12 protein-coding genes are annotated in these 13,036 nt (G+C 62.5%); 7 read left to right on the top strand and 5 right to left on the bottom strand.

Annotated features, from left to right (window positions below):
- The 5 genes from EDF58_RS25380 to efeU all read right to left on the bottom strand — a co-directional run.
- The coding region (locus EDF58_RS25380; RefSeq protein ID WP_132270546.1) for a serine hydrolase domain-containing protein at positions 1 to 440 on the bottom strand (440 nt) is incomplete at its 3' end.
- Between the two features lie 590 nt (positions 441 to 1,030).
- Positions 1,031 to 1,849, bottom strand: coding sequence for an iron uptake system protein EfeO (efeO, locus tag EDF58_RS25375; RefSeq protein WP_132270544.1), 819 nt, complete (start codon positions 1,847 to 1,849; stop codon positions 1,031 to 1,033).
- 73 nt (positions 1,850 to 1,922) lie between these two features.
- Positions 1,923 to 3,227, bottom strand: a complete 1,305-nt coding sequence (gene efeB, locus EDF58_RS25370) for an iron uptake transporter deferrochelatase/peroxidase subunit (protein ID WP_132270542.1) — start codon at positions 3,225 to 3,227, stop codon at positions 1,923 to 1,925.
- On the bottom strand, positions 3,224 to 4,405 hold the full coding sequence (gene efeO / locus EDF58_RS25365) for an iron uptake system protein EfeO (RefSeq protein WP_207913187.1): 1,182 nt from the start codon (positions 4,403 to 4,405) through the stop codon (positions 3,224 to 3,226). Before efeO (EDF58_RS25365) ends, efeB begins: the two co-directional genes overlap by 4 nt.
- A complete protein-coding gene (efeU, locus tag EDF58_RS25360; protein ID WP_207913186.1) occupies positions 4,405 to 5,250 on the bottom strand; it encodes an iron uptake transporter permease EfeU in 846 nt (281 codons plus the stop codon). The genes efeO (EDF58_RS25365) and efeU overlap by 1 nt, the downstream gene beginning before the upstream one ends.
- 352 nt (positions 5,251 to 5,602) lie before the next feature.
- Here efeU and EDF58_RS25355 point away from each other — a divergent pair, with 352 nt between their 5' ends.
- From EDF58_RS25355 to EDF58_RS25325, 7 genes are all read left to right on the top strand, one after another.
- The gene (locus tag EDF58_RS25355; protein ID WP_132270541.1) at positions 5,603 to 6,313 is read left to right on the top strand and encodes a TonB family protein; all 711 of its coding nucleotides are present in this window, start codon (positions 5,603 to 5,605) and stop codon (positions 6,311 to 6,313) included.
- Positions 6,310 to 6,819 (top strand): RNA polymerase sigma factor, encoded by a 510-nt coding sequence (locus EDF58_RS25350; RefSeq protein WP_132270539.1) that lies wholly within the window; start codon positions 6,310 to 6,312, stop codon positions 6,817 to 6,819. The genes EDF58_RS25355 and EDF58_RS25350 overlap by 4 nt, the downstream gene beginning before the upstream one ends.
- Positions 6,820 to 6,918: 99 nt before the next feature.
- Positions 6,919 to 7,908, top strand: a complete 990-nt coding sequence (locus EDF58_RS25345; RefSeq protein ID WP_132270538.1) for a FecR domain-containing protein — start codon at positions 6,919 to 6,921, stop codon at positions 7,906 to 7,908.
- A gap of 128 nt (positions 7,909 to 8,036) precedes the next feature.
- Entirely contained in the window at positions 8,037 to 10,511 is a 2,475-nt protein-coding gene (locus tag EDF58_RS25340; RefSeq protein WP_132270536.1) for a TonB-dependent receptor, read from the top strand.
- A 26-nt stretch (positions 10,512 to 10,537) separates the two neighbouring features.
- Positions 10,538 to 12,100, top strand: coding sequence for a PepSY-associated TM helix domain-containing protein (locus tag EDF58_RS25335; RefSeq protein WP_132270535.1), 1,563 nt, complete (start codon positions 10,538 to 10,540; stop codon positions 12,098 to 12,100).
- The gene (locus EDF58_RS25330) at positions 12,097 to 12,384 is read left to right on the top strand and encodes a DUF3325 domain-containing protein (protein WP_132270533.1); all 288 of its coding nucleotides are present in this window, start codon (positions 12,097 to 12,099) and stop codon (positions 12,382 to 12,384) included. Before EDF58_RS25335 ends, EDF58_RS25330 begins: the two co-directional genes overlap by 4 nt.
- Before the next feature lie 32 nt (positions 12,385 to 12,416).
- Positions 12,417 to 12,755: a hypothetical protein gene (locus tag EDF58_RS25325; protein WP_243654513.1), complete on the top strand. Its 339-nt coding sequence runs from the start codon at positions 12,417 to 12,419 to the stop codon at positions 12,753 to 12,755.
- The last annotated feature ends 281 nt before the right edge of the window (positions 12,756 to 13,036 follow it).

Raw genomic sequence — 13,036 nt, 5'->3', positions numbered from 1 at the left:
AGGCTCGACACATGGGTCAGCAGATGCCGAACTGTAATCGCGGAATCGGGATGAGCCGGATTGATGACCTTGAAATCGAGATAGCCGCTGATCGGCGCATCAAGATCGATATGGCCTGCTTCAACGAGCATCATGATCGCCGTGGCCGTGACAGTCTTCGTCACGGAAGCGAGATGAAACATCGTATCGGTCGTGACTTGCCGATGCTGCGCAATATCAGCAAAGCCATAACCCCGCATCAGCGTAACTTTGCCTGCTCGAGCGACACCTATCGCCATGCCGGGGATCGCGGCGCCTTCCAGTTGCTTCTTGAGAAACCGTTCCAGTGGGTCGTCATCCGCCTTCGCCAGCGCGGGGGCCGCAGCACCGAAGATGGAGGCCGCGAGCATTGTTCGCCGGCTCATCGGTGCACCGAGAATAGGCAGATCAAAACTTGCCATAAGGACCGCCTTCGTAAATTTATGTAGGCGCCTACCTTATTGGATGCGACGGCGCAAGGTGGGAGCGTTTCCACACCGTTAAATGACCGGTTCGGCAGACAGTTGCCGTTCACTGTGGCCCACCGGAACGACGTGAGTTGGTCGCGACCTGCCGGTAGCGCCCTGCCCCTGCTCTCGCTGACAGAGCGGACCTGCAACCTCCAATTCGACAGATGTCAGACCGGAGATGTCACTGATTTGGTGCCCTTCGTCTGGCGAGACGGGGGCATGCCATCCCGTTGCGAGGCATCGTCTTGGTAATTGCTGCCTTCCGCCATTCATTGCCGCTCCAAACATTGGTCTAGTGGCAGCATCCACGCCCCCAGCTTTTCCTTCATGCGGTAACCCTGACCCGCCATTCGATCCAGCCTACACCGAAAGAAAGAAGGGCTGGAGGGCTGGCGCCGGGCTTTGAAACTACCCACCAAACGTTAGGCACGCCCAAACAAGGGCAGCAATTTCGGCGACAGTTGAGCAGGCAAGTACTCCTATGAGAAACTTCGAGTGGCTCACTGTCGCTGACCTTGATTTACATGCCGCCCGGGAACCTGTCAGCTGAGCCCCAGCATTCCGCGAAGCCTCGAGAGGTCTTCGGCCAGAATATTGACCTTGCCCGCCAGCAGTTTGCGATCGCGGTCGGATAGTTTGAGGTAGGAGGCAAAACCGCCGCCGGGCACGCGGTACTTGGCCAGCGTGTCGAACACCGCCTTGAAATTGGCATCGGTCCTGGCCGCGAATCCGGGGTCGCGTTTTGCGACCAGCGGGCGCAGCAGGGTCACGATCTTGAAAGCTCCCTCGAAGTTGGCCTGGAAATCGTAGAGGTCGGTGCGGCTGTAGCGGTTTTCCTCACCCGATATCTTGGTGGCGGCCACTTCCTCCATCAGCACGGCAGCACCGCCCACCACCTTAGCGGGGGGGAAGGTCAACTTGAGCAGGCGGCTCTGCAATGCAAGAACGTCCGCCATCAGCTTGTCCGCCACCTTGCCGACGTTTCTGGTGCTCTTTTCCACCCAGAGAGCGTATTCGATGCGGTGAAAGCCGCCAAAGCGGGGATCTTTTTCAGCCTTCTCGTGATCGTCGGCGCGGGAATCGATCGCGGCGTCCAGATCGCTGAACAGCTCGGCCACCGGCTCGATCCGTTCATAGTTCATGCGCGTGGGGGCATAGAGCTTCTGGGCCAATGCGATGTTGCCGGCCTTCACAGCCGCCGTGAAGGCACGAGTATCGGCCACGAATTTGCGTACGTTTTCGTTCACGTAGAGTTTGTACTGCGCCACCGGCCCGACCAGCTGCAAAGGAGATGGTCTCGCCTGCGCCAACGCGGTTTCGGAAAACATCGGCAGCGAAGCAAGGGGCGCGGCGGCGAACATACCCAGCAGGGTGCGGCGGGAGGATAGGAACATGGTCGTCTCCGTGATCGTAATGGGGATTGCTCAGGATCGCTCAGGCGGCGCGCGCAGCAGCGATCAGCGTGTGGCCGATCCAGTCCGCATCGTCGCGAATGCCTGGCAAAGTGAAGAAGAAGCCGCCGCCAATCGGCTTGATGTATTCTTCCAGTGGTTCGCCATCGAGCCGCTTCTGGACAGTGATGAAGCCCGCTTCCAGATCCGCCTGATAGCAGATGAATAGCAGGCCCATTTCCAGCTGGCCGGACTTGGTGACGCCATTGGAATAATTGAACGGACGCCGCAGGATCAGGTTGGCATCGCTGGCAGCATTGCGCGGATTGGCAAGGCGAATGTGGGAATCGAGGGGGGTCTTCGTGCCTTGCGGGTCGCGGTCATAGTCGGGCACGTGGTGCTCGGTCGCGCTGCCGTCGACAGGGGCATCCATGGGTGCGCCGCTGGGCTTCACGCGACCCATGATCGCTTCCTGCTCGCCCAGTGGGGTGCGATCCCAGCGTTCCACGAAATTGCGGATGATCCGCACTGCCTGATAGCTGCCGCCGGTGGCCCAACCGGGCTCGACCCCGCCGGGCGCCACCCAGACGATGCGGTCCATCAGCGGGGTGTCGTTGGAGTTGGGATTGGCCGAACCGTCCCGGAAGCCAAGGAAATTGCGCGCACTCTCCTCCGGCTGACCGGGCATGGAGGGGATCTGCGGCACCGTTCCTTCCTGCTTCCAGTGCAGCACCAGAAGGTCGGAAGTGTTCTTGATGATGTCGCGCAGGGCGTGGATGTTGGTATCGGGCGTGTTGGCGCAGAACTGGATCGACAGGTCGCCGTGGCACAGCGCTGCGTCCAGCGCATCGTTGGGATGCGCCTGCATCTGCCGGAGGTGCCGGGGCCTGAGTGCTGCAAGGCCGAGGTCAGCGTTGAATAGGGATGCACCGACCGAAACGGTGATAGTCAGTGCATCGGGTTGTACCACCGGGCCAAGAATACCCGAACCGGCGGGCGGAAGCAGGGGATCGATATCCGGCTGCTGCCCACCACGCGTGAGGAATGCGATCCGCTCCGTCAGGTTGCGGAAAAGGCGTTCGAGATCGTCGAGGCTTTCGGCTAGCACATAGAAGCTGGCGATCATCCCGGCGCTGGGGCGCGGCGTGGTGATGCCCGCCTGGTGCACACCCTGAAACGGCACGAGATCCTGCGTGTGGGTGCTCCGCGGCGCGTCGGCGACTTGCGAGCCGCCTGCCGGTGTTCCGGCCGAAGCGGCTCCGGCACGCGCCAGCGCCGTCGCGGGCATGGCCGCCAGCAGACCGATGCCGCCGCCCAGCACTTGCCTGCGTGAAGACGGGAGGCTCATGTCAGCCCCAGCGCGGCATTGGTCTTGCCGAGATCGGCAGCGATCTTCGCAAGGATCGCCGCCATGGCACGACGCTGCGCGGGATCGAACTTGACGGCACGCATGGTATCGCCCGTGCGCAGCGGAGCCAGCGCCTTGTCGAAGGCAGCGAAGTCCGCGTTGAACGCCTTGTCCAGCGCCGGGTTCGCCTTCACCAGCAGGGGGGAGAGCAGTTCGGCCACCTTGCTGCCGCTTTCGTACAGGCCCTGAAGGTCCGCCGGGCTGTCGTCGCCCGTTGCGGGTCCTGACGCGGACGGGGCGGCTCCCAGCGAATCCGACAGGCGGCGGAACTGCTTTTCGGTAAAGCCGGCCAGCTGTTCGGGCTTGAGTTCGATGCCCGCCAGCCGCTCCTTCAGCGTCGCGATATCGGCCAGCAGTTTGTCACCCACCGGACCCAGCGCCCTGGCATCGCCGTCGTTTGCCAGACCATACTCTATGCGGCGGAAGCCCTGGAACGCGGGATCGGCGGCCTTCTTTTCGTAATAGTCTGCACGGGCATTGAGCCGCGCTTCGAGGTCACCGAAGACCTGCGCTGCCGCTTCGATCCGCACGTAGCTCTGGTGCGCAGGGGCATAGAGCCCGCGAGCCTTGTCCAGTTGTCCGGCCTTGAGCGCGGCCACCAGAGCCTGCGCCGAACTGTCCAGCGTTTCCGCTTCGGTCAGCAGGTAGACCTGATACTCCGCCAGCGGACCGACGTAGGTTTCCAGCGAAGGCCGCGCCGCCTCGGCATCCGACTCCGCCGAAGGGGTGACGTGGAGCTTGCCGCGCGGATTGTTGAGCAGGCCGCAGGTGATGTCGTAATCGCCGGGCTCCAGCTTGACCGTCATCGTCTGGCGCAGACCGGGCGCGATATTCTCGCGCTCGTCGATCACCATCACGCCGTCGAGGATTTCCCACTCCAGCGCGCGCTGCGTCTCGTTGACGATGGTGAAGGTGGTCTTGCCCGCAGGCACGGTGATATCGTTAGGATCGCAGACCTTACCGCGGATAGTCACGGTCACGGCATGGCCATCGGTCGTGCGGGGCGTCCTGCCGCTGCGGTTCGAGGCATACCAGAAGGCAATGCCGCCCAGCAGCACGAGCAGCGCGGAGCCGACCAGCGCCAAGCGCATCAGGGGCGAAGAAGAAGTCCTGGTCATCAGTGAGCCCCGGCAGGAGAATGTGTAGGTCTTGGTGAGGGCCTGAAGAACCAGAACAGGTTGACGGCGAGGAACGCGACGTAGACGATGACTTCGCCCAGCACCGGCACAGCCTGGTAGCCGAGCAGGCCGGCAAGCACTGCACCGACCGGACCATCCATCGGCAGCGTTTCACTGAGATCGACGACCACCGTCTGCAGGCCGTTCCAGATGCCGGCCTCATGGAACTTGCGCAGCACGCCCGCCAGCAGACCGGCGGCGACCAGCAGGATGAAGACGCCGGTAAAGCGGAAGAAGCGGCGCAGGTCGAGGCGGATGCCGCCCTTGTACAGCCCGATGCCGATTGCCACCGAAGCTGCGATGCCGATCAATGCACCTACCGGCGCCTCCCATCCTCGGCTCTGCTGGAAGATTGCGAGCAGGAAGAACACCGATTCCAACCCTTCGCGGGCGACGGCCAGGAATACCATGGTGATGAGCGCCCAGGCCGGGCCGCTCTCGCGGGCCAGGGCGCGATCGAGCGAGGCGTGAAGCTCGCTTTTGATGGAGCGCGCCGCGCGGCGCATCCAGAATACCATCGAGGTGAGCATTACGACCGCCACAAGCCCGACGATGCCTTCGAACAGTTCCTGCTGCTTCTGCGGAAACTCGGCCGCGGCGAATTGCAGCGCGGCACCCGCAAACAACGACAGCGCGCACGCCAATAAGACGCCCACCCAGATCGCGGGCATCAGGTCTTTGCGGTTGGCATGGTGGAGATAGCTGGCCACGATTCCGACGATCAGCGCGGCCTCTATCCCTTCACGCAGCATGACCAGAAATGGGATCAGCATCGAATTCCTCATGTTCCAACGCCATAACCATTAATCGCTAATGACTCGCAAAAGCAACCTAATTGATTTTCGATTTTTTGCGCGTTGGAAAAGCCGTCGCGTGAGCTCAATCAACCTGATGGCGATCAAGCCGCAAAATGCAGGCTCTTGTTGCTACCGTGAATGTCGGAGACGAGGGCTGGCGGCGACAAGTCACCGTTCAAACCATAGGCGCTTGCCCGCCTCATGGGAGCTTCGGCGAAAGACGGGAATTGAATGACCAGCGTCGTGACACGCTCATCGAGGGGAGGGGCATGCTCAGCATGCCCCTCCCCTCGAACAAGGATGTTGCGATTAACTCGCAACAGTGGTTAAGCGCGCCGACATGCCGCAACTCGTCGCAATCGAAAGATCAAGCGCCTCCCGAAGGCGAATCCGGGTGGAAAACCCGCGATTTTTCTCGCTCTGCGTTACGATTCTCGTCCACATCGCCGGATTTCTTCTCATCGTCTGCGGCCAATTCCCCCACCGTACAGACCAGAGCCTGCAACGTGACGTGACCATAATCACGACATTCGACGCCTCAGCCCAAGCTGCCCCAGCAAAGCAAAAGCTCGTTCCTGCCGCCGCCATCTTCCCACAGATCGAAAACAAAAAGCCCGCGCGCGTCCAAGAACTGCGTCACCTCTCACCCGACGCTGCTACCCCGCCAGCAGCTTCAGCTAATGCGAATTTCGACCAAGCGGCACCAGAAGGCATCGCCGAAAGTCATGAACCACGCGATGCGGCCCAAGATTACCGGGAGGTGTTGTTCGCGCGCCTGGCCGAGCATCGAAACTACCCGGAAGCCGCCCGTCTCCGAAACTATCAGGGCGACGGGACCCTGTCGTTCCGCATAGACCGCCGGGGCAACCTGCTGGCCGCTGCAATGGAGCGTTCTACCGGTCGCGCCGTACTCGACCGCGCTGCGTTAAAACAGGTCCGTCGCTCCGCGCCATTCCCCGAGATCCCTGCTGAATTGCCCGACGAACTTGTCGTCGCCATGCCGCTCCAATTCCTGATCCTTCCACCCGCCAGGCAAATGGCGGCGCGATGACCGTAAAGGCACTCTCCCTGCTCGCCCGGCATCGCGGCGCGCTATTGGCGAGCGTGCGGCGGCGCGTCAGGCCTCCGGTCGAGCCAGCGGATATCGTCCAGGAAGCCTTTGCGCGCGCCATTCCGGCGATTGAGGCCGGTCGCGTCGTGGACGTACACGCCTTCCTCCACGGAATCGCCCGCAACCTCAGTGCGGAAGCCATGCGCCAACAGCAGCGATGGTCCCAATGGCTTGTGGAGGCCGAACACAGCGAACAGGTGGCCGACGATGCGCCCTCGCCGGAAGCCCATGCCGCCGGGCGCCACGAACTCGATCGGTTACACGGCGCGATGGCAGCACTGCCCCCGCGCTGCCGGGAAGTGTTCGCCATGCGCCATGTCGAACTTCTGGAAAAAGCCGAAATCGCACAGCGGCTCGGCATTCATGTGAAACAGGTCGAGAGGCAATTGCGGCACGCCCTCATGCTCTGCTCGCGCATTCTGGCCGAGCCCGGACAGGACGATTAAAAATGAGACGCCATGGCGCCAAATCCGTCCGAATTCCGACTGACTTTATGAGACGGCAGGCACAAGCCGTCGCCATGGGAATCAAACGAGAGGTTGGCGATGTCGATTGAAGACGACGTGGACGCTCCGATCGGGACACTGGAAGAGCAGGCGGCAGACTGGATCGTCCGGCAGGACGGAACGGTGCTGGACGAGGCGGAACAATCCGCATTTTCGGAATGGCTAGCCGTGTCGGAACATCGCCGCGAATTCGATCGGCAGAACGCGATCTGGCAGCGTTATCGGCGCATGGCTTCACTGCCAATCCGCGAGGAGAACTCCGCGCGCGCCTACCCGGCAAATCGCCGGACAAGCCGCTGGCGCCCCGCGCCCTCCGCCATCGTTCGTCGCTCCGCGGTGCCGGCCATTGCGGCAGTGCTTGCCCTGGCGATTATCGGAAGCACCGAGAATTGGCCGGCGCGGCTGCGCGCGGACTATTCCACCGGCATCGGAGAGCGGCGCAGCATCGCTCTGCCCGACGGATCGGTCGCGACATTGGCAGCAGGCTCGGCGCTCCGCTTCGATCAGTCGGACGGCGCGCGCGTGGCGACGCTGCTAAGCGGCGCCGCGCAATTCAGGGTTGCGCCGGATCCGCATCATCCGTTCCGCGTCGAAACCGATGAGGGGAGCGTAACCGCCCTTGGCACCGTTTTCACGGTGGAAGAACGCGCAGGCGAACCCGAAGTCATCGTGCTGGAACACAGCGTCGCGGTTCGGACGTCCAGCGGAGCGAAGGCCGTGGTTCGGGAAGGCGAGAGCACTACCTTCACCGCGCAGTCCGTCGCCCGCCCCGTTCCATCCGATGCACTGGCGGCAACCGCCTGGACGCGGGGAAAACTGATCGTGTCCAACCGGCCGCTCAGCGAAGTCGTGGCACAGCTTGGCCGACAGCGGCGCGGCTACTGGACCGTGCGCGGCGAGGCGGCGAACTTGCGGGTAAACGGAGTCTATGATCTCGACCATCCGCTCGATGCGCTGGCAGCGCTTGAAAAAACCCTTTCCCTGAAGTCCATCCGTATTTCCAATATGTTCATCGTCGTCAGCCGCTGAACTTCCGATCTCGCCAAAAATTTTTTCGCCCGAGGTAGGCTCCAAAATCCGTGCATCTTCGACTTATCTAATGAGAGTGCGTCGCATCAGCATTAGAATGCACTTGGTTCATTCGGGGTTTACAAGACATGAGGCAATTTTCCGCGCGGTCGCTGCTGGCTGCTGCATGGGTCGGTTCGACGATGCTCACGGCCGTAGCCGTCCCCGTATCGGCGCAGGCTCAACAAGCCGAGGCGGCGCGGCGCTACGAGATTCCGGCCGGATCGTTGGCGCAGGCATTGAACCGCTTCGCCGACCAAAGCGATGTCCAGATTTCCTATGAGGGGCGACTGGCCGATGGGCGCAAAACCCCAGGGCTAAACGGCACTTTCTTGCCTCAGGAAGCCCTGTCCCGCCTCCTGGCGGGCACCGGGCTGGTCGCACGCGCGGCGGATGCGGGGACGCTGACGATCGTACCCGCCACCGTCGGACGGCTGGAACTGGACCCGATGCGCATCCAGGCGGTGGGCTATACGGAAGAAGGCGAAGACGACGGTTCCAGCAGCGACAGGCAGACCGCCCGCGACGGCTCTCCCATTGTCGTAAACGGGCAGCATGTCTCTCCCGATCTTGTGGCGGGTATCGGCCCCTGGGGCTCGCGCAGCATCGCCGACACGCCCTATTCGGTGACCGTCATGTCGAGCGAACAGATCGAAAACACCATCGCCCGCGATCTCGACCAGCTCTACAAGATGAACCCCGTGGTGCAGACCAATGCGCCGACGACCATCTTCGGCTATCCGAACGTCCGAATTCGCGGCTTCGACAGCAGCACCGGCATCGTCGACGGCGTGCGGCTCTCGTCCTACACTTATGGGCTCTCGACCGAGGAAATCGAGAGGGTCGAGGTCATGAACGGCCTTTCGGGTTTCCTCTATGGCTCGGGCAACGTCGGCGGCGTTTCGAACTACGTCCTCAAGCGGCCGACTTACGAGCCGCTCGCCAACGTGGCGGTTGGCAATTACGGCGGCAGCCAGTATTTCGGCCACGTCGACCTCGGCGGCAAGATCACGAGCGACGATACCCTGGCCTTCCGCTTCAATGGTGCCTACGCCAATGGCGGCACGTCGAAGGACGACCAGCATCTGAAGAAGTGGCTGGTGAGCGGTGCACTTGACTGGAATGTTTCCAGCAAGCTTCTGGTACAACTGGAAGCGGCGCATACCTACTGGCATCTCGACCGTGTAGACACGCGCTTCTACACCAATGGCCTCGGCTACTGGCCCGATGCCTACGACAATTCGAAAACCTATACGCCGGGCTGGACCTACAACCAGACCACCTCGGACCGTATCGGCGCCAATGTGAAGTACCAGATCAGCGATGCAGTCTCGCTGCGATCGGCCTACATGTACAAGAAGGATGAGCGCGAATACGTGATCATCTATCCGATCGACACGCCAACCGGCTGGTCAACCTACAATATCTCCAAGACCTTCCCTTACGACACGGTTTCGCAGGGCGCCTACACGTACCTCGATCTTGCGTTCCGCACCGGCCCGATCGACCACAAGCTGACCCTGGGCGGTTCCTGGGACACCTACAAGGAAGTCCGTCACGTCGTCGGCAACGTGCCCGGCACTTATGCCGATGGCACGGCCTATCCGGCCGGGTCCAACCTGACGCTGGACGAGCTGCTGAACATGCCGACGCCGGTGTTCCACGGCGATCCGGGCCCGCTCTACAAGGCGAAGGACGCTACCAACTTCAACGCGATCATCGGCGACGACGTCACCTTCACCGATACCCTGAGCGCACTGGTGGGCTTCAATTACAGTACGATCCGGACGCGCAGCTATACGACTGCGGGGGCCAGATCGTCGGGCTACAAGAAGTCCGCAATCACGCCCACGATCTCGCTGATCTACAAGCCCGTACCCGCACTGACCACCTACGCCAGCTACATGGAGGCGATGGAAGCCGGCACGATCGTGCCCAACGATGCGACGCTCTACACCAACCCCGGAGAGGTGATGGATCCGGTCATCTCGAAGCAGTACGAAGTCGGGGCCAAGTACGCCTTTTCCGACAAGCTGCTGGTCACCTCCGCACTGTTCCGCATCGAGAAGGCGAACAGCTACAACGAAGTCGCCTCGACAGGCATGATAACCATCAACCAGGACGGCCGACAGGTCCATCAGGGCCTCGAACTGACGCTGGACGGCCATGTCACCGATCATCTGCGGATCGTCGCCGGGGGCACGTGGATGGACCTCGGCATCGAAAAGGCCACCAACGCGGCGCTCAAGGGCAAGAAGCCGATCGGATCGTCCGCGCTGATGGCCAAGGCCTCGATCGAATATGAGATTCCCGCAGTGCACGGCCTCGTGCTTTCGGGCGGCGCCTACTACTCGGGATCGAAATATCAGGATGCGGCCAATGCCAACCGGATCGACGGCTACACGCTTTTCGATGCAGGTATCCGCTACCGCACCGAGGCGCTGGGCCGACCAACCACATTCAATCTCTACGTCAGCAACCTGACCAACAAGGACTACTGGTCCTCGTACTGGCAACTGGGCCTGCCGCGCACGATCGCGTTCTCGGCGCGGACGGAATTCTGAGGCTTCGGAAGGGCAAGGATGCGATCATGAAGCAGGGTTTCCGCCAGTCGATGGCGTGGCTGCACACCTGGGTCGGACTGATACCGGGCTGGATCCTCTACATCGTCTTCGTCTTCGGTTCGGCGGCGTTCTTCCAGTACGAAATCGATGCCTGGATGCGGCCCGAACTGCCTTCCCGCACGGCGGTAACCCCGCGCGCGCTCGACGCCGCGGACGCGCTCTTGCTTCGACGCGGCGCAGGAGCGGAAAGCTGGAGCATCTCGCTTCCCAGCGCCCGTGGTGGGAGCGGCCTTTCCGTGTCCTGGAGCATACCGGGACAGGACCGGCACGACCGTAAGGAGATCACGCTTGATCCCCGCACCGGCCGGGAACTCGGCGTGCGCGAGACCCGCGGCGGGTTCTTCCTCTACCGCATGCATTTCGACCTGCATTACATCTCGGTGCGCTGGGCACGCTATCTGGTCTGCGTGGCGGCGCTGGCCATGCTGGTCGCGATCCTTTCGGGCGTGGTCACGCACAAGAAGATCTTCACCGACTTCTTCCAGATGCGCTTCGGCAAGGGGCAGCGCTCCTGGCTCGACGCGCATAACGCCACCGGCGTACTGGCCCTCCCGTTCCACGTGATGATCACCTACACAGGACTGGTCACTTTACTGTTCACGCTGATGCCTTGGGCTATCACCGCGAACTTCGCGGACCGCGACGCCTTCTACGAGGCCTCCAGCCCCCGCCCTGAAGAGCGGGAGGTCAGCGGCGTCGCCGCCCCGACGATGCCGCTGTCCCAGATGGTCGCGAGCGCCGAGCGGCAGTGGCAGGGCACCCGCCCCAGCTACATCAATATCGAGCACCCCGGCGACCTGAATGCGACGGCCCGTCTCTACCCCGAACGGAGCGACTGGGCAGGCAGCCGGCACAGCGCGCTTTACATCGACGCAGCACAGGCCCGCATCATTCCCCTTCCCGAACCGGTGAAAGGTGGTGCCAGCATGACGCGCGAGGTCATGGTCGATCTCCACACCGGCTGGTTCGCCGGATACGGCCTGCGCTGGCTCTATTTCCTGTCCGGCCTCGGCGGCACGGCGATGTGCGCCACGGGACTTGCCCTATGGTGCGTGAAACGGCGGACAAAGTTGCCGGACCCGGCCTGCCCGCATTTCGGCTTCCGCCTGGTCGAGCGGCTGAACATCGGCTTCATCACCGGCGCTCCTGCAGGCATCGCCATCTATTTCCTTGCCAACCGCCTACTCCCGTCTGCGATGGCAGAGCGTGGTGAATGGGAAGTCGACAGCCTGTTCATCGCCTGGGGAGCAATCTTCGCGTGGACGCTGGCCCGCCCCGCCAAGCGCGCCTGGGTGGAAGCGCTTGGCGCCGGTGCCGTGCTGTTCGCGCTGGTTCCGATCGTCAACGCCGCGACCTCGCGCGGCCTCGGTGCGAGCCTCTATCGCGGTGATTGGGTATTTGTCAGCTTTGACCTGACCATGGTCGTGCTGGCTATCGCCTTCGCCTACACCGCGCGAAAAGTGCTCCGCCACCAGCCCAAGGCAGCGCCAGCCCGGCGTAACCGCAATTCGGCGGAGGCCCCAGCATGATCCATCTCGCCATCGCCGGCCTCGCGCTGCTGGGCTTTGCACTGTTGCTGATCGCAATGGCTCGTCATCAGCAGGACTGGCTGCGCCGCAAGCTAAGCCCGCGCCGATCGATTGCGATGCGCTGGAGCGGCTTCAGCGCCTTGGTATCGGCCTACGTCATTGCCGGATTCGGTCTTGGCTGGGCTTACGGCGCTGTCGCGTGGTGCGGATGGATGAGCGCGGCCGCCGTGCTTGCCTTGACCGCGCAGACCAACCGCGAGCGCATCCTGCGCCTGCTTTCCTGATCCTCATGCCCCAGCAATCGAAAGAGCCCGCCATGAACCATCCCGTGACGCTCAGGTCATCCCCTTCAACGGGCGCTGCGGCCGCCGCGCGCAGTCGCCGCATGGCTGTCGCAGCACGCGTCCTGGCGGGTACGCTCGGGGCCTATGGACTGACGGCTCAGATCACCGTCCTCCTGTCCTTCATTCTCGCCCGGACCGGCATGGAACGCGCCGAAGCGGTCGTAGCCGCGACATTGGCCAGTTTCGCTATGTTCGCCGCAATTTCGATGGCGATTTTCCATGCCCGCAACGCCGGCTGGGCGTGGCTGTGGTTGACCATCCCAGCAGTTTCGCTTTGCCTTCTGCAATGGAGCCTGAGCCCGCTTTCATAATCATCTATTCGAACGCCACCGTTTGGTAATCGATGCAGGAAACGCGCCGCCGATCGCAACTCAGAAATCCGGCCCCAACACGTTTAGGATCGCCGAGAAAGCCGACATAGACCAAGTCATCTCGGATTCCTGATAGCTGCCGTCAGATCACCGAATTTTGGAGTCACCTGAACGACCGCACGTGGGGGTGGGTTCAACGGGTGGCGGCAACACAAGCTTGAAAGCGCTCGGCGGGTGTTTGGTATTCGAGCGTTTTCCTTGGCCGTTCGTTGAGTTGCCGC

The organism is Novosphingobium sp. PhB57, from assembly GCF_004342985.1.
GTDB lineage: Bacteria > Pseudomonadota > Alphaproteobacteria > Sphingomonadales > Sphingomonadaceae > Novosphingobium.
The sequence above is the reverse complement of the archived record's forward strand: the minus strand, read 5'-3'. Positions and strand labels throughout refer to the sequence as shown.